Origin of the sequence: Streptomyces sp. NPDC002032 (genome assembly GCF_042890765.1) — a bacterium.
GTDB lineage: Bacteria > Actinomycetota > Actinomycetes > Streptomycetales > Streptomycetaceae > Streptomyces.
On sequence record NZ_JBIASM010000015.1, the window covers coordinates 72,767 to 90,653 of the forward strand.

General features: G+C 74.5%; 11 protein-coding genes. 5 read left to right on the plus strand and 6 right to left on the minus strand.

The window, feature by feature from the left end; all coding sequences use genetic code 11:
* Positions 1-125: 125 nt before the first annotated feature.
* From sigK to ACFYYT_RS28335, 4 genes are all read left to right on the plus strand, one after another.
* Positions 126-713: an ECF RNA polymerase sigma factor SigK gene (gene sigK, locus ACFYYT_RS28320; protein WP_385324564.1), complete on the plus strand. Its 588-nt coding sequence runs from the start codon at positions 126-128 to the stop codon at positions 711-713.
* Positions 710-1,465, plus strand: coding sequence for an anti-sigma factor (locus ACFYYT_RS28325; RefSeq protein ID WP_351826836.1), 756 nt, complete (start codon positions 710-712; stop codon positions 1,463-1,465). The genes sigK and ACFYYT_RS28325 overlap by 4 nt, the downstream gene beginning before the upstream one ends.
* Before the next feature lie 338 nt (positions 1,466-1,803).
* Positions 1,804-3,270 carry an RICIN domain-containing protein gene (locus ACFYYT_RS28330; RefSeq protein ID WP_351826837.1) on the plus strand — a complete coding sequence of 489 codons (1,467 nt, stop codon included), beginning with the start codon at positions 1,804-1,806 and terminating at the stop codon, positions 3,268-3,270.
* Between the two features lie 239 nt (positions 3,271-3,509).
* Positions 3,510-5,732 (plus strand): helix-turn-helix domain-containing protein, encoded by a 2,223-nt coding sequence (locus ACFYYT_RS28335; RefSeq protein WP_351826838.1) that lies wholly within the window; start codon positions 3,510-3,512, stop codon positions 5,730-5,732.
* Positions 5,733-5,781: 49 nt separating this feature from the next.
* Here ACFYYT_RS28335 and ACFYYT_RS28340 read toward each other — a convergent pair whose 3' ends face one another.
* Positions 5,782-6,489, minus strand: a complete 708-nt coding sequence (locus ACFYYT_RS28340) for an ALF repeat-containing protein (RefSeq protein WP_351831117.1) — start codon at positions 6,487-6,489, stop codon at positions 5,782-5,784.
* 136 nt (positions 6,490-6,625) lie between these two features.
* On the opposite strand from ACFYYT_RS28340, the gene ACFYYT_RS28345 reads away from it, so the two are divergent.
* On the plus strand, positions 6,626-7,045 hold the full coding sequence (locus ACFYYT_RS28345) for a CAP domain-containing protein (protein ID WP_388609694.1): 420 nt from the start codon (positions 6,626-6,628) through the stop codon (positions 7,043-7,045).
* Between the two features lie 12 nt (positions 7,046-7,057).
* Here ACFYYT_RS28345 and ACFYYT_RS28350 read toward each other — a convergent pair whose 3' ends face one another.
* From ACFYYT_RS28350 to ACFYYT_RS28370, 5 genes are all read right to left on the minus strand, one after another.
* Entirely contained in the window at positions 7,058-8,761 is a 1,704-nt protein-coding gene (locus ACFYYT_RS28350; RefSeq protein WP_351831120.1) for a SpoIIE family protein phosphatase, read from the minus strand.
* Between the two features lie 202 nt (positions 8,762-8,963).
* Complete coding sequence (locus ACFYYT_RS28355; RefSeq protein WP_351831121.1) at positions 8,964-10,901, minus strand: serine/threonine-protein kinase; 1,938 nt, start codon at positions 10,899-10,901, stop codon at positions 8,964-8,966.
* 184 nt (positions 10,902-11,085) lie between these two features.
* Positions 11,086-13,299 (minus strand): serine/threonine-protein kinase, encoded by a 2,214-nt coding sequence (locus tag ACFYYT_RS28360; RefSeq protein ID WP_351831124.1) that lies wholly within the window; start codon positions 13,297-13,299, stop codon positions 11,086-11,088.
* 5 nt (positions 13,300-13,304) lie between these two features.
* Positions 13,305-15,572 carry a PQQ-binding-like beta-propeller repeat protein gene (locus tag ACFYYT_RS28365; protein ID WP_388609699.1) on the minus strand — a complete coding sequence of 756 codons (2,268 nt, stop codon included), beginning with the start codon at positions 15,570-15,572 and terminating at the stop codon, positions 13,305-13,307.
* 124 nt (positions 15,573-15,696) lie between these two features.
* Positions 15,697-17,697, minus strand: a complete 2,001-nt coding sequence (locus ACFYYT_RS28370) for a PQQ-binding-like beta-propeller repeat protein (protein WP_351822059.1) — start codon at positions 17,695-17,697, stop codon at positions 15,697-15,699.
* Positions 17,698-17,887: the final 190 nt, after the last annotated feature.

The following is a 17,887-nucleotide window of genomic DNA, read 5'->3' on the forward strand; positions in this document are numbered from 1 at the left end:
TCACGGGCGGCCCGGCCCCGTTCAGGCAACCAGGACAAAAGGACCGGCATGCGATGGACGCCCCGCCCCCCGACGGCCCCCCGCGGCCGCCCCTACGCCTCCTCGCCCCAGCCGGTGCCCGGCCGGTGAACCAACCGCTTTCCTTCAGCACGAGCTCCAGCCCGGGACCGGGTGACCTGACCGAGGCCATGGAAGCGGTCGCCCAAGGCGACAAGCAGGCCTTCTCCGCCCTCTACGACGCCCTCGCCCCCATGGTCTTCGGCATCGTGATCAAGGTCGTACGCGACCGCGCCCAGTCCGAGGAGGTCGCCCAGGAGGCCATGATCGACCTGTGGCGGCAGGCCGCCCGCTACCGCCCGGACGCCGGCAGCGTCGCCAGCTGGGCCGCGACGATCGCCCACCGTCGGGCGGTGGACCGGGTCCGCTCCGCCCAGGCGGCCGCCGACCGTGAGCAGGCTCAGGCCGCACGGGAGCACACCACCGCGTTCGACGAGGTCGCCGAACAGGTCGAGACCCGACTGGACAGCGAACAGGTCCGCCGCTGCCTCCGCGGCCTGACCGAGCTCCAGCGCCAGGCAGTGACCCTGGCCTACTACCGGGGGCTGACCTACCGCGAAGTCGCCGAAACCCTGCGCACACCGCTTCCTACCATCAAGACACGCATGCGCGACGGCCTGATCCGGCTCCGCGACTGCATGGGGGTGACCACATGAAACACCACGCATCCGACGCCCACACCCTTGCCGCCGCCTACGCCCTGGGTGCGCTCGAGGACGGTGAACGCAAGGCCTTCGACGCCCACATGGAGGCGTGCGAGGCCTGCCGTCAGGAGGCCGCGGAATTCGAGGAGACCACGGCACGTCTGGCGGCAGCGGTCGCCCAACCCCCGCCTGCGGCGGTCAAGGCACAGGTCATGGCCGCCATCGACGGCGTCCGCCAGCTGCCGCCCCGCATCCCCACCACCGCATCCGCGTCCGTACCCGCGCTCGGCGGCATGCTGCGCCGCAGGACCCTGCCGCTGGCGCTGGCCGCCTGCGTGGTGGCCGCCGCGCTCGGCGGCGTCGCCGTATGGCAGGAGCAGAACGGACGGGACCTCCAGCAGCAGGCCCGTCAGGTCCAGCGGCAGCTGGACGCGGTCAGCAGCGTCCTGGCGGCACCCGACGCCCGTACCGTCCACGGACGGGCCGCCAACGGAGCCGTGACCACCGTCGTCGCCTCCGAGCGGCAGAACAAGGCCGTCTTCACCGCCGGGAACCTGCCCGCACCCGGGGCGGGGAAGACCTACCAGCTGTGGCTCGACCACGGCGGGACCATGCGGCCGGCCGGATTCATCGACCACGACGGCGCCGTCGTCCTCACCGGCAGCCCCGCCGACGCGGGCGCGGTCGGCCTCACCCTCGAACCCGCCGGAGGATCCCCCCAGCCCACCACCGCCCCCCTGATGCTGATGACCCTGCCCGCCTGATCCCGGGCACCCGCAACCGCACCCACCGCCGAGCCCCCAGCGGCCCTCCACCCCGCCCGTTCCCCGGACCGCATCGCCCGGCCTCCGGACCCGCACCGGCAGAAGTATCCGGACCGTACTTCTGCCGGTGGAATTGCCTGGTCCACCCCCTCCCCGCCCGGTTGGCTGGTGGCAACCCGGACGGGGGCCGACCAGCCCCAACCGGGCCGGTCCGTCGCTCAGCGCCACCCCCCGTGGGCGGCTGCGCGACGGACCGGGGCGAACGTCCAGACTTCAGGTCCCCGGCGCACCGCGCCCCATGGGCGTCGGCGACCGCTTTCCACCAGGGGAAATTCACAATGAGAACCAGTGGTGCCGTGCTCCGCCCGGGCTCCGGCCGCCGTGCCCGTCTGCTGCGCCTGTTCGCCCTGCCCGTGCTCCCGCTCCTCGTCCTCGCCTCGATGCTGACGGCGCCGACGGCCGCGGTCGCGGCGGACACCGGCAAATACGGCTACGCCCGCTACGACCAGTGGTCCTGGGTGACCTCGCACAACGCGTTCGCCACCAGCTGGATGCAGGCACCCCTCCCGCCGAACCAGTCCCAGAGCATCAAGGACCAGCTCGACGGCGGGGTGCGCGCGCTGATGCTCGACACCTACGACCCCAACGGCTCCGGGCCCGTCCGGTTGTGCCACACCAGCCGCTTCGCCTGCTACGACGACTTCAAGGCCGCGCTGCTGACCATCGTCAACTTCCTGCAGAAGAACCCGCAGGAAGTGGTGACGATCTTCCTGGAGAACTACGCAAGCCAGCCGACGCTCAGCAGGGACATCACCACGATGCTCGACGCCAAGGGCGCCGGCAAACTGCTGTTCAACCAGAACAAGTACGGCATCTTCAGCAACAACTGGCCGCAGCTGCGCGACATGGTCGCCGACAACCAGCGTCTGCTGATCTTCCAGGACAGCTGGGACGACGTGGCCGTCGGCTCCGGCACCTTGATGAACACGTGGTCGCACACGGTGGAGAACAAGTACGGCTACGGCACGGGCAACGCCCCGTGGGGCTGCGAGGTCCGGGACCACAGCCTGCCGCTGACCACCAAGACGATGCCGGGCACGAAGATGACCGCGCTGTTCACGATGAACCAGTTCAATTCGGACGCCATCAACCCGCAGGACCTCGCGGCGGGCGACAACGGCAAGGACCTCAAGAAGCGCATCGAGACATGCCGGGGCGTCACCGACCGGGCCCCGAACTTCGTGGCGGTCAACTTCTACCAGGAGAGCGACACCCCTGGAGTCACCCCCGTGTCGGTGGTCGAAGGGCTCAACAAGGATGCTTACGTCTACCCGCCGGACCCGGCGGTGTGGCTGGTCAACGGGAAGCAGTACCGCAGCACCTACGGTTCGAACCGGTGCATGGTGCGCGGGGACGAGTTCGCGGACGGCAGCGGCGGCATGGTGACGCAGCGCGCCTGCGCCGACCCGGTGCCCAGCAGCCACCAGTGGACGGCCACCAAGCCGGACTACGACGGCAAGGGCTACTACTGGATCAAGGCGGCCAACGGCAACTGCCTCACCGTCCCGTACAACAACGGCACGCCGCCCGGCGACGGCACGCAGCTCTTCTGGTGGCCCTGCGAGACCAAGTGGTCCTCCGGCAGCCAGCTGTGGAACGTCATCCCGGTCAAGCTCGGCGCCGGCGGACAGGACCGCGGCTACTACTTCGTCAACCAGTGGACCGGCAAGTGCCTGACGCTGGACCCCTCGACGTCGACCGCGAAGGCCGGCAAGGTCACCCAGGCCTCCTGCCCCTCGCACTGACGACCGGCAGAAGCACGACCCACGGACCCGGTCCGGCACCGCTCACGGCGGTGCCGGACCGGGTCTTTCCCTTGCGCGGAACACCCTCGACCGGTCCGTCGACAAGCCCCGCCCGCCCGGCCAGGGCCGCCCTCCTTCACCCCTCCACCCCCTCCACCCGCAAAAGTAATCTCGTGCATACTTTTGCGGGCGAGGTACGGCGTTCCGGCTGGGCCGCACTGACCAGGGGAAATCGAGACATGGGCACCGGTACACCGGCCACCGGCGGCTTCGGCGCGCTTCTGCACGTTCTGCGGACGGGGGCCGGGCTGAGCCAGGAGGAGCTGGCGCATGCCGCGGGAGTGAGCGTCCGGGCGCTGTCGTACATGGAGCGCGGACACTCCCGGGGGCCGCAGCGCCGCACCGTGCAGGCGTTGGCCGCGGCCCTGGGCCTGGACGCGGCCGCCGCCGGGGAGCTGGAGCACACCGCGAGCCTGGGGCGCTCCCGCCGGGCCACCACCACCGATGCTCCGCGCCCCGCCGCCGCACCGGACGCCGTCGCGCAGACGGACGCGCCCGATCTGCTGCCGCGCGCGCCGCGCGGCTTCCACGGGCGGGCGGCGGAGCTCGCCGCTCTGTCCCGGGCCGCCGAGGGAGAGGCGCCCGTCTGTCTGGTCATCGGGCCCGCCGGGGTCGGCAAGACGGCCCTCGTGCTGCATTGGGCCCACCACGGCCGGGCCGGCTTCCCCGACGGGCGGCTCTACGCCGACCTGCGCGGCTTCGGCGACACGGGCGAGCCGGCCCTCATGGAGGTGCTGCGCGAGTTCCTCCCGGCCCTCGGTGTGCCGCACGACCGCATGCCGGAATCGGCGAACGCGGCGGCCGCCCTGTTCCGGTCGCTCGCCGCCGACCGGCGGCTCCTCGTGGTGCTCGACAACGCGCGGGACTCCGAGCAGGTCAGGCCCCTCCTGCCGGGCGGTCGCCGCTGTGTCACCGTCGTCACGAGCAGACACCGGCTGCCGGGGCTGATCGTCACCGACAACGCCCTGCCCGTTGCCGTGGACGTGCTCGGCCCGCAGGACGGCACGACGCTCCTCGCCGGGGTACTCGGCACGGAACGGGTGCGCGCGGAGCCGGACGCCGCGCGCCGCCTGGCCGAGCTGTGCGGCGGGCTGCCCCTGGCGCTGCGGGTGGCAGCTGCCCGGCTGGCGCAGCGGCCGGACTGGTCACTGGGTGCCATGGCCGCCGAGCTGTCCGACGAGACGCGCCGGCTGGGTCTGCTCGACGTGGAGGACACCGGCGTGCGAGCGGCGCTGCGCGTCACGCTGCAACAGCTCCCGTCTGAGGTCTCACGTCAGTTCGCCCATCTCGGCCGCCATCCCGGTACGCACGTCGACCGGTATGCGGCGGCGGCCCTGGCGGGCACGGACCCGGCGGCCGCCGAGAGCGCCCTGGAACGGCTGGCCGTCGCGCACCTCGTCACGGAGACGGCGCCGGGCCGCTGGACGATGCACGATCTCGTGCGGCTCTACGCACGCAGCCTGGACGTCGGCCCCGACGCACTCAAGCGCGTGCTCGACCACCACATCGCCACGGCCCTCGCGGCCGTGGCGGCGGCCGAGCCCGGCAACGAGGACTGCTTCCCGCTGCCGGCGGACTACCTGCCGCCCGCCGCGGTACGCGACATCGCCGACCGGTCCGCCGCCGTCGCCTGGTACGCGGCCGAGAGGGACGACCTCACGCTGGCGGTGGCCGCGGCGCACGCCGCCGGACTGCACGGCAGGACCTGGCGGATCGTCCTGACGCTGTGGCCCCTGATCGTGTGGCGGGTACGGGACGGCTGGGTCCCGCTCCTGGAGACCGCGCTGGAGGCGGCACGGGCCGACGCCGACCAGCACGGCGAGTCACGGGTGCTGAACGTGCTCGGCTGGGTGCTGATCGAGGAGGGGCGCATCCCGGAGGCGCTGACCCACCTGGGAGCCGCCTCCGAGCTCGCCTCCCGGGCGGGTGACGCGGTGGCCGAGGCCAACGCCCTGATCGTCCTGGCCCAGGCACAAGCGGCGCTCGGCGGCCTGGACCAGGCGGCGGAGGGGTGTGAGCGGGCGGTGGAGCTGGCGCGCCGGGCCGGCGACCGGACCATGGAAAGACTGGCCATGCAGCACCTCGCCCGCCATTGGGCCGACGCCGGGAAATGGCGCCAGGCCCTCGACACGGCGACCGGGGCCCTGGCGTTCGACGACCGGTCGGACACGGCCGACATCCCTCGCGTCCTGCTGCTGATGGTGAAGGGGGAGGCCCTGCTCGGCCTCGGGAACGAGGCCGAGGGCATCGGCCAACTCGACCTGGCGGCCCGGGAGGCGGAGGCCTCCGGCTACGAGGACGGCGCGGTACGGGCCCTCGGCGCACTGCTGCGCGTATCGGCGGACGCGGAACTCCAGGCCCGCTACGACGCGGCAGTCGCCCGCCTCACCACCCGCCCCTGAAGCCCCGGGCCGTGGCAGCCCCCCCCCGGCGGGGGCTGCCACGAGGGGGTCAGTACTGGTACTGGCCGACGGTGATGAAGTACCGCAGCTCCTCCGGCGTGCCGCTCAACGCCTTCTCGGCCGCGGCGCGCAGTCCGACGCTGATGCCCGGACGGCCCAGGATCCGAGCGACCTCGACACGGTCGTCCTCGGCCCGGGCAAGGCGCAGCCCGGTCTTGAGGAAGGCGGTCCGGTCGGCGGGGGTGCCGTCGAGGGCCTTGTTGGCTTCGCGCGTGACGCCCCTGCCGATGGTCGGGTCGGCGAGGATCTTGGCGATGGCGAAGCGGTTGTCCTCATCCTGGGCCTTCGCGAGGCCGGTCGCCAGGAAGGCGGTCCGGTCGGCGGGGGTGCCGTCGAGGGCCTTGTTGGCTTCGCGCGTGACGCCCCTGCCGATGGTCGGGTCGGCGAGGATCTTGACTATCGCGAAACGGTTGTCCTCGTCCTGGGCCTTCGCGAGGCCGGTCTCCAAGAAGGCGATCCGGTCGGCGGGCGTGCCGTCGAGGGCCTTGTTGGCCTCGCGCTTGACGCCCTTCCCGCTGGCCGGATCGGCGAGGATCTTGGCGATGGCGGCCGCGTTCTCCGTGTCGGAGCCCGTCACCGCGCTCGCGGACGCCGATGCGGTGACGGGCGCGGCGGCGGCGAGTGACGGGGTGGCGAGCAGGAGGGCCGGAGCCAGGGCGACGGCGGTCAGGGCCAGTGTGGCTCGGGTCAGTTTCATGGTTCCCCCATGGTCGGATGCCATCCGGTGATCGGTGGCCCCAAGATCATCGCAACCCTGTCCGCCTCGTACAACTCCGTTAACCGGCAAGCGCGCCACCCCGAACATGGGAGGGTTCATACGTTGCGCCGGTCAGGTGGGGACTTCGGCCGCCATCACCCGCGCCGTGCAGCAGTCCTCCGCGAGCGAGATCCTTTCCCTGGTCAACGCCGAACGCGCCAAGGCCGGTTGTGAGCCGCTCAAGGAAGACCCGCGCCTCATGCAGGCCGCCCAGGCCCACGCCGACGACATGGCCGCGAACCACCTCACCGAGCACACCGGCTCCGACGGTTCCAGCGACCTGATGCGGATGGAGCGGGCAGGCTACTCGCCCGCCGGACCCTCCTCCGAGAACGTGTCCGGGCCGGGACACCACTCCTCGAAGTCCCACGTCGACGGCTGGATGGCCAGCAGCCGAGGCCACCGCGCCGCCATCTTGAACTGCACGTACAAGGAGACCGGGATCGGGACGAGCGGCGAGTACGCCGTGGAGCTGTTCGCCGTCCAGTCGCGATAGCGGCGACCCGTCTCAGACCGACGAGGGCACGCGGACGGCGAGCAGCACCGCGTCGTCTTCGGGCTCGGCCGCCCCCGCCGTGTCCAGGAGGGAGCGCAGCAGGATCTCCAAGGGAAGGCCCTGCTGCGCGGCGGAGGCCAGGAGCCGGGCCAGGCGGCCGGTCTCCTCCTCGATGTCGGTGCCCCGCTGTTCGACGAGCCCGTCGGTGTACAGCAGCAGGGTGGCCCCGGGGGCGAGGAGACGGCTGTGCTGGGTGCGGGGCCCCGGCGGCAGCGCGGGGTGCAGCAGGATGTCGTGCCGTGTCAGGTGCTCGACCGTCCCGTCGGGGGCGGCCAGGAGCGGGGGCGGGTGTCCGGCGTTGCTCCACTTCAGCAGCCACCGTCCGTCGGCGGCGGGGGAGAGGTGGACGTGTACGGCCGTGCCGCTCGCGGGCAGCCGCAGGCGGCGGCAGGCACCTTCGAGGGCGCTGAGGGCCTCCTGCGGTCCCCGGCCGGGGTGGTCGAGGTCGGCTTGCCGCAGCATGCTGCGGGCCTGGCCCATCAGCGCGGCCGCCTGCATGTCATGGCCGGTGATGTCGCCGACGGTGACGGCAAGCGTGGACCCGTCGTCGCCGGACCCCTTGCCGCCGGGCAGGGGGTAGGCGTCGTACCAGTCGCCTCCGACCATGTCCTCCCGGGCGGCAGGCCGGTACAGGGCGGCCAGTTCCAGGCCCGCCACGGCGGGGAGCTCGGTGAGCATGGCCTGCTGGAGCTGGCGGGCGACCGTGATCCGGTCGTCCAGGTGCAGGGCCCGCTCGACGGCCTGCGCGGTGTAGCCGGCGAGCGTGGTCAGGACCAGCTTCTCGGGCGTGTCGATCACGTACGGGGCGGCCCACCCCAGGATGAGGGTGCCGAGGACGCCGCGCAGGCCGCGCAGCGGAAGACAGACCGCGGTACCCAGGCCCAGAGCGTCGAATCCGGCGGCCGCCTCCGGCCCGTACCGGGAGGCGATCTCGGACCGGTCGTCCACCACGATCATGCGGTTCTCGCGCACGGCCCGGGCGCTCGGCCAGTGGGAGCCGAGGGCGTAGGACTCGGGGACCCTCTCGAAGGGCTGGTCCCCGCCCACCGGGTCCGCGATGCGGTGCAGCGTTCCGCCGCGCAGCAGGACCAGGCCGATGTAGGACGGCTTGAGGTCTCCGCTGACCAGGTCCGCGACCCGGCGGCGGACCTCATCCAGTCCGCTGGTGTCGGCCAGGTCCTCGGAGGCCCGCAGCAGCAGCTGGGAACGGCTCAGCAGGGCGTGCATGCGGGCCGCCGCTCCCTGCGCCGCGTCCGCGGCCTCCTCACCGGCCTGACGCACCGTCTCCGCGCGTACCCGCAGCCGGATCTGAGCGCTACAGGCGGCGGCGAGATCCGACAGGTCCCGGACGGCGTCCTCGTCCCAGGAGCGGGCTCCACGGTCCACCACGGCCAGGACGCCCAACAGCTCCCCGGTACCGCCCACCAGCGGAACGCCCGCGAACGCACCGCCGGAATCACCCTGCGCGCGCGAGAGGAACAGGGGCTCGGCGAGTTCGGCCACACGCCGGCAGGCCGCCAGGGTGTGATCCGCCACGGGCGACCCGGCCGGCCAGCTCTCCACCTCCGCGCCGCCGGAGGTGCCGGGCGGCAGCAGCCAGACGATCCCCTGCGGAGCTGCCAGCAGGCGCGCGGCCAGCCGAGTGAACCGGTTCAAAGGGCTCCCCTCTCCCGCTGCACCGGGTGCGGCCCGTCCATGGCGGACTGCCGACCCGCACAGGCGGACATCCGGGCTCGGGCCGACCGCAGCCTGAGGATCAGCCCCATTTTATCCACCCGCCGACACCGCGGGCATGCGCGGCCCGGCGTCCGCGCCCCGCGGCGACGGGCCCGCATCCGGGCCCGGACCGGGGAGCGGGTCACAGGCGCTCACCCCCGGCGAGGTGGAAGGCGTACAGGGTCCTGTCGGCTCCGCCGCCGGCCCAGACCAGCGAGCGGGCGACAGCGGGCTGGGAGAAGGACGCCTCCTCGCCGAGGGCGGCCACCCATCGCTTCACCCCGGTGAGGGCGTCGACGGCGTGGAGGGTGTTGCCCAGGCCGATGAGGACGCTGCCGTCGGATTCCACGGGCGTCGAGGCTCCGTACGGGGCGCTCATGGGGTAGGCCCACTTCCGTGCTCCGGTCGAGGCGTCGAACGCGTAGAGGGCGTGCGTGCCCCCCACGAAGACCAGCCCGTGGGCAACGGTCGCGGAGCCGAAGAACTCGTTGTCGACGGTGGATGTCCATTTCCGGGCGCCGGTGGCGGCCTCGACGGCGAACAGGCGGCCGTGCCAGTCGCCGACGTAGACCACTCCCTCGGAGACGGCGGGCGCGGCCTGGGTGATCGCGTCGATGGGGAGCGACCACTTCTTGGCGCCGGTGGCGGCGTCGACCGCGTGGAGGGTCGAGTCGGTCGTCAGGACGCAACTGGCGAGGTGGACCACACCGTCCCCGAAGGCCGGCGGGCATTCGCTGCCCGCGTCGTAGGCCCACCGCTGGGTGCCGGTGGCCGCGTCCACGGCCTGGAGGCCGTTCCGGCCGGCGAGGAAGACGGCGCCGCCCCCGGCCACGGGCGGTGAGGGCGACGAGAGACCCGAGACGTGGTTCCACCGCGTCGAGCCCGTGGCGGTGTCCACGGCGTAGAGGCTGCCGTCCTCGTTGGCGGCGTACACCGCCGCATCGGCCACCGCGAGGCCGTACGGGGTCCGGCCGAGCTTCAGCGACCACTTCTCCTTGCCCGTGGCCGCGTCGAGGGCCAGCAGGACCCCGTCGCCGCGCCCCGTGTAGACCACGCCCCGCGCTTCCACCGGGGCGGCGGTGTAGACCCCGTCGCCGTGGACCGGCCATCGGACCCGGCCGGACAGCAGGGCGGGCACGACGGGGACGGCGAGGCCGGCCGCGGTGGCGGCGACACCCGCGGCGGCGAACTGGATGACCCGCCGCCGGGCGATGTGCGGGCGGCGGCGTCCGCCGTCCCGGTCCGGCCCGCTCCCGGCGCCGCCCCGCAGCGCCGGTTCGCGCAGCCGTCGCAGGGCCTCCCGGGCGTCGGCGGGCCGGTCGCCGGGTTCCTTGGCGAGCAGCGTCAGGACCAGGCGGTCCAGCGCCGCGGAGATGCCCGGGCGCCTGGCCGAGGGGGGTGTCGCGGGGGTGCGCAGATGGGCGTTCATCATCATGGCCGGCGCGTCGGCCTCGAACGGAACCCGGCCGGTGAGCAGTTCGTTCAGCACACAGCCGAGCGCGTACAGGTCGGACCGCGCGTCGCCCGGCTGCTGGCGGAACCGTTCCGGCGCCATGTAGGCGAGGGTTCCCATGACCTGGGTGGAGGTGCGGGTGGCTCCGACGAACCGCGCGATCCCGAAGTCCAGGATGACCACACGGTCGTGGGGGGTCAGCATGAGATTGGCCGGCTTGAGGTCGCGGTGCACGATGCCCGCGTCGTGGGCGGCGGCCAGGGCCGCCGCGGTCTGCTCGGTCCACGACAGCGCCGTCGCCACCGCGGGTACCCCGTCCTCGCGCAGCACCGCGCCCAGGTCCCGCCCGGGGAGGAGCTCCATGACCAGGAACAGCGTCCCGTCCGTGGGGTCCTGGCCCAGGTCGTGGACCGTCACCACCCCCGGATGGCGCAGCGCGCCGGCCGTACGGGCCTCCCGGAAGAACAGGGCCGCTCCGGCCGCGTCGCCGCGCTGGTGCGGCAGCAGCTTGACGGCCACCCGGCGTTGCAGCGTGCGGTCGTGCCCCGCCCAGACCTCGCCCATCCCGCCCTTGCCGACGAAGCGCACCAGCTCGTACCGGCCGGCGAGCACACGTAACGACGCCAACGACCCCACCCCCGAGCGGCTGCCGACGCGCCGCAAGCCGCACCCCTCGCGCGGACCGTCCTGGCCCTCGCGCATCATCCCACCCCTCGCTTGCCCGGTACATGGCCTACGGGACGGACCCCGCCGCCCGGCGTAGGTGTCCCTCCCCCCCCGGCGCGGGCGGGGCGAGTACCCCGCTGCCCCGCTACCCCCGCGCGGGGAGCGCGAGGACGTGCGTCCCGCAGGACAGGTGGAGGCGGTCGCCGGCGATGCGGAGTTCGGTGTAACCGGAGGTCGTCAGCGGGAGGTGACCGTCCTCGGTGAATCCGCTGCGGAACGTCCAGGGCGGGCGCCTGGCCGCGAGGTCGACCGCGAGGAGGGGCTGGGCCAGCTGCCCCGTGTCCAGGTAGAGCGTGCCCCCGTGCAGGAGGGGCGGCGGTTCGAAGCGGGCGCCGTCCGGGACGGCGTACGTCCACTGCAGCGCTCCGTCCGAGGCCCGCAGCGCCAGCAGCTCGTCGTGGGCACCGGGGCTCTTCGGGTCCGCGGGACGCAGCCCAATGACGTACACCATGCCGTCCACCGCCTTCGCGCTCCCGTAGGCGGTCTGGCCGCCCGGGTACGGCACCCGGTCCGCGCCGAAGCGCCAGACCACCTTCCCGGTGGCAGCCTCCAGGGCGCGGACCTCGCCGCCCCCCAGGTAAAGGCGGCCGTCGGCCAGGGAGGAGGGATGGACGGGTGCGACGACGAGGTTGCCCGGGGCGTAGAGATCGGTGCGCCAGCGTTCGCGCCCGTCGTCCCGTCCGAGGCCCACGACGTCTCCTGACGCGGAGTAGATCAGGACGTCCCCCGCGGCGACGACGCCGGGGTTCGGCGCGTAGGGCTCGTGTCCCGTCTTCTGCGTCCAGAGCAGCGCACCCCCGGCGGTGGCGTACGCGGCGATGAGCTGTTGGTCGCCGTCATAGCCGGAGAGGTACAGCCGGTCGTCGGTCCTTGCGATCAGACGGGGGCTGTCGATGCGGGGCCGCCCCAGTTCGCCGGGATACTCGGTCAGCCGCCCGTCGGCCGCGGAGAGGGCGAGCAGAGGATCCGGGGCGTGGAGGACCGTGGAGTTCTCGCGGACGACCAGCCCCTCCCCGGTCTCCTCGAAGACCACGGTCTTCGGGCTCCGCCACGCCACCTTGCCGGTGGCCGCGTCGAGGCCGACCACGGTCCGGCTGAAGCGGGTGTCTCCGACCGACACGACGACGATCCCGTCCCGGACCGCCTCGACCTGGCACAGCGACTCCGCGTCGTACGTCCACAGCGGCTCGGGCGCCAGCCCCGGCGGGCGGGGTGACGGGGAAGCGGCCTTCCGGTCCGCCGGGGGCGTACCGGAACCGCCGCGTGCCGCCCAGAGCGCGGCGCCCCCGCCGAGGGCGAGCAGCCCGCCGGTGCCAGCCACCAGGAGACGCCGGCGGGACGCCCACCCCCTGGACGGCGGTTCTTCGGCGGGCGGCGGCGGCCCGGGCAGCCGGGCCGGGCGCAGGTCCCACAGGCCGACCGCCCGCCGGCCGAGGTCGGCGAGGAGCGGGCCGGGCAGCAGGTCGGCGAAGTTCCCCTCCCCGTAACCCAGTTCGGCCGCTAGCTCCTCGCCGGCCGGGCGGTCTCCGGGCTCCTTGGCCAGGCATCGCAGCAGGACCGGGACCAGTCCCGCCGGCACCCCTGAGAGGTCCGGCGTGCCGTACCGCACCTCGTACAGCAGGTCGGCGGCGGCCACGCCGGCGAACGGGCCGTGGCCGGTCGCCGCGAACACGAGCACCCCGGCGAGGGCGAACACGTCGCCCGGTGGCTCGTGGTCCCGGCCGCCGGCCTGCTCGGGGGACATGTAGGCGGGGGTGCCCACCGCCTGCCCGGTGCGGGTCAGACGACGGGCGCCGAGCGCACGGGCGATGCCGAAGTCGATCACGCGCGGGCCCTCGGCGGTGACCAGGACGTTCGAGGGCTTGAGGTCCCGGTGCACCAGGCCCGAGCCGTGGATGTCGGCCAGCGCCACGGCGAGCCGGGAACCCAGGGCCCGCACCACGCTCCCGGACAGCGGCCCGTACCCCGCGACGGCCTCCGCGAGCGAGGGGCCGAGCAGGTACTCCGTCGCCAGCCAGGGCAGCGCCCCCTGGGTGTCGGCGGCGACGACCGTCGCCCCGTGCCGCGCGCCGATCGTCCGGGCCGCCTCCGCCTCCAGCCGGAACCTGAGCCTGAACTCCGGTTCCCGGGCCAGGTGTGCGTGCACCGTCTTCAGCGCGACCACCCGCCCGCCGGCGGACCGGCCGAGGAAGACCGTCCCCATGCCCCCGCCGCCCAGCCGGCCGAGCAGCGTGTAGCCGCCGATCCGCTCGGGGTCGCCCGGCAGCAGCGGTGTGGTGGGGCCGGCGTCCGGCTGCACGGCGCTCACCCGACGGGCAGGGCGAAGTAGTCGCGGCCGAACCTGCGGGCGAACACGGCGGTCCGCGTACCGCTCGCCACCTGCCAGAGCAGCCCTTCCTGCTCCTGCTGCTGCTCGGTCACCCCCTGGAACGCCCACAGGGTGCGCCCGTCCTCCGGGTCGATCGCGGTGACCGCCCCCCAGTCGACCCGGTACAGGGGGCTGCCGGACGGACCCGGAACGAGGGCCGTATCGCCCCTGGCGACAGCCCCGGTGGGGACCGCCGGAAACGTGGTCCGCTTGATCGTGCCGTCGCGCGGATCGACCAGATGCGTCCACCCGTTCGCGTCCACGACGAACAACGAGACGTCGTCCCGCAGCAGCACCCCGCGCGGGGAGCTGACCCGGTCGAGGCTCGTGCGGGCGTCTCCTCCCCACCGTTCGCCGCCGGTCTTCACGTCCCGCGCGTGGAGGGAGTGGCCCTCGTCCGTGTAGAGGGTGCCGTCGGCGGTCATCCAGGAGCGGGGTTCCTCGGGCAGGTCGGCCCAGGCCTCCTTCTCCCACCGCTCCCACCGCCGCGCCCCGGTTTCCGTGTCCAGGGCACTGAAGACGGCCGTGCCGAGGTCCTTCTCCTTCGCGTCCGCAGGATCGCGCAGCCGCTGTACGTACACCGACTCGCGGCCCGGCGTCACCCGTAGCGCTCCGCCGCGCCCCGGCGGGGTGCGCCCCATCGGGGTACGCCACACCGTGCTGCGCTGCGCGATGTCGTAGCAGACCAGGTGGGGCACGCCGTCCTTGTCCGGCGCGCGGAACCACACCCGCGTCCCGTTCTGCCCCGCGAACCCGTCGGTCTCCATGGCGTAGTCGGGGTCGGTGTCGCGCGCGGTCCCCGTCGTGGCGGAGAAGCGGACGAGTCCCCGGTTGAAGGTCGGGACGAAGAGGAGGTCTCCGGAGACGGGGACGGGTGTGGCATTGCACCATATGTCCTTGGTCCAGAGCGTCTTTCCGGTCCGCAGGTCCAGACCGACGGTGGCGCCGATCAGGGGGACCACCAGCACCTGGTCGTTCCAGACCAGCGCCTGCTTGCCGGTGGTCGCGGCCCGGTAGTGCCACAGGACCGCGGGCGGCGCGCCCTGCACGCGGGCGGGCGGCCCGCTCGCTGCGGCGGTCGCCACGGCGGGTGCCGGCGCGCGAGGGGCGTTCCGGCCGAGGGCGAAGCCGCCGGCCAGCCCGGCCGCGGTGCCTACGGCGCCCAGGATCAGGGCCCGGCGGGCGGGGAGGCCGCGGCGCGGGGGCTCCGGCGCGTCCGGAGCGGACGCGTCCCCCGGAGCGGACGCGTCCCCCGGAGTGGACGCGTCCACCTGCGTGGCGACCGCCGTCGCAGACGGGCCGTCATGTCCCGCCGCCTCCAGCGCCATCACGGCCGAAGCCTGTGCGGACAGCTCCGTCACCAGCGCTCCCGGCAGCCATTGCGCCGCGAGGAGCGCGGCGGCGCCGCCCGGGGCGAGTCCGGCGGCCACGGCGGCGGGCGCGGGGCGGCGGGCGGGGTCCTTGTCAAGGCAGCGGGAGAGGAGCGGACGCAGGCCCTCCGGCACACCGTCGAGGTCGGGGTCGGCCGTGGCGACGGCGTCCGGGGTGGCCACGGCGAACGGGCCCGCCCCGGTGGCCGCGTACACCAGGAGCAGCCCGAGCACGAAGACGTCGGAGGCCGGACCGGGCACCCGCCCGGCGACCTGCTCGGGCGTGAGGAAGCCGAGCGTGAGGCGCGCGGCGGCGCCGTCCGCCGCGGGATCGATCCCGGTGGCGGCGGCCAGGGGACCGAACCCGGTCAGGCGCGGTCCGTCGGCGCCGAGCAGCACCGTGTGCGGGGCGAGGCCCTGGTGGGCCTCGACGAGCGGGTGCAACCGTACGAGTACCTCCGCCAGCGCGGCGCCGAGGACGCGCAGGGCGTGCTCCGGCAGCGGGCCGTACCGGGCGACGGCCGGGCCGAGGGCGAGCGCGGGACGGTACGCGGTGACGAGGTGCCCGTCGGCCGACTCCCGCACCGCGGGCACCCACGGGCCGGCCGCCGCCACCGCGAGCCGCGCCTCCGCCGCGAACCTGCGGCGCAGCGCCGGGTCGCCGGCCGGCCGGGGACGCGGTACGAGGACGCTGACCTTGGCTCCCTCGCGGTCCACGGCCAGGTACTCCACCGCGCCGGCGCTCTCCCGCAACCGGGCCAGCAGGGTGTACTCCCCGATCCCGGCGGGGTCGCCCTCCGCCAGGGAATCCGGACCGTCCGCGCGCTCTGCCATGCCGGTTCAACCCCCGCCCACCAGCTGTCGTTCCGCTCCCCGTCGAACGCTGCGGGCACCTTATCCGCCGGGCACGGAGCAGCCGCGGGAGCTGATCAGTTCCGGCCACGCGGAGGTGGCGCGGTCAGAACCGGGGCAGCGCGTAGAGCCGTCCGCCGTTCTGGGCCGCCACCACCTGGCCGGCCGCCGCCACCGCCCACGGTTCGTCCCGTTCGGCTCCCGGGGAGAACCGGTAGCGCTCGGTGTCCCCGGCGAGCGGGAACGCCGCCACGCCGCCGGCCCCGGCCGACAGCGGGACGTACAGCCCGTCCGCCGCCACGACGGGCTGCGCCGGCGCGTACTGGCCGCCCTCGCCCGTCATCTCCCGTACGTCGCTGCCGTCCGCGAGCCGCAGGCAGCGCAGCCGGCCGCCCTCGGCCACGTACACCGACCCGGCCCGTACCAGGGGCGCGCCGAACGAGCCGGTCTGCGTCGTCGGCCTCGCCTCCCACCGCCGGGCCCCGTCCTTCGCGTCGAACCCGCGCAGTGTGGCCCCGCCGAGCACCACGAGCCCCTCGCCGACGGCTCCGGGCAGGCCCCGCGCGGCGTCGGCCGTGTCCCAAGCCGCCCCTCCCGAGGCCGGGTCGAGGACGTGTACCGCCCCGTCGGCCGCGGTGACGACCAGCCGCCCCTCCTGCGCCACGGCCACGGCCCCGTCAGAGGCCACCGCCTCCCGCGACCGCCACAGCGGCGTGGCCGCACCGCGCCGGACGGCGACGACGCGGCCGGCCGGGTCCCTCGCGTACAGGGTGTCGGAATCCGCGGCGAGCAGCCCGGAGAGCCCGCCCGGGCCGGTCCACGCCGGTTTCCCCGTACGGGGGTCGAGGGCGCGCAGGATGCCGTCCGGACCGACGAGGACCGCAGCGGCCGCCCCGGGGACGGGCGGGCGGCCGCCCTCGTACGACCAGAGCCGGCGGCCGGTGCGCTGGTCGAGCGCGGACACCCTCCCGGGATCAGCGACCAGCAGGACGTCGCCCGCCCGCACGGGACCGAAGGGCATGCGCGGGTCCAGGTCCGCCACGGACCACACCGGAGCGGGCCGCTCGCCCGGTGCCCCGTGCCACAGCGGGACCTCGCCGCTGCTCTCCCCGCCGGTTCCGTACCACCGCCACCCGGCGGCCCCCGCGCCGGCCCCGAGCAGGACGGCCGCGGCCGCCCCGATCCCGAACACCCGCCGCCGGGACGGCCCGGGCGGACCCGCCAGCTCCCGCGCGCGCAGGCCCTGCCGCTCGATCTCCCCGAGGACGTGGGCGGGCAGCCAGCCCGCGGGCGCGCCCCGGCCGGACTCCTCCCACAGGGCTGCCAACTCAGCCGCCCGGGGACGCTGTCGGGCCGCCTTGACCAGGCAGCCGGCGAGCGCGGGCCGCAGGGACGGGGGCACCCGGGAGAGGTCCGGCTCCTCGTGCGCGATGCCGTAGTCGGCGAAGGCGAGGCCGTCACCGGCGAAGAGGTGGTGCCCCGTGCACGCGTACGCCAGCAGGGCGCCGAGGGTGAACACGTCGCTGGGCGGCCCGAGTTCCAGGCCGAAGACCTGCTCCGGGGACATGTATCCGGCCGAGCCGGGGCGCTGTCCCGTGAGCGTGACCTTCGTCGCCGCGGGCATGCGGGCGATGCCGAAGTCGAGCAGGCGGGGCCCGTCGGCGGCGAGCAGCACGTTGGACGGCTTGAGGTCCCGGTGCACGACTCCGGCCGTGTGGAGGGTGGCCAGGGCGGTGGCGAGCATGGCTCCCAGCGCCCGGACGGTGTCGGCGCCCAGGGGTCCGTACTCCTCGACGCACCGCTCCAGGGTCGGCCCCGGCACGTACGCGGTGGCGATCCACGGCACGGGGGCGCCGAGATCGGCCCCGAGGTGCCCGGGCACGTACCGGCTGTGCACGGCCTCGGCGGCCTCCCGCTCCCGGCGGAAGCGGACGGCGAGGTGCGGGTCGCCGAGCAGCTCGCGCCGGAGCGTCTTGACCGCGGCGACGCGTCGGCCGTCCCGACCCAGGTAGACGGTCCCCATGCCGCCCTCACCGAGCACGCCGTGCAGTCGCCAGGGTCCGAGCGCCGCCGGATCGCCCGGCCGGATCGGCGAGGGTGCGGTCACCGTGCGGACGCGACGTGGGGGGTGCGCATGGACGGGTCCCTTCCTCGCGGCGGCGCTGCTGCACGGTACCTCTTCGGGCCGCGCCGGCCGGTACCCGTAACAGGGCTTTCCACAGCACGAGTTGTCCGGAACCCGCCCCCGCCCGCCACCGGAGGGGATCGGGATCGGCGCAACGCCCCTGCACCTCCTA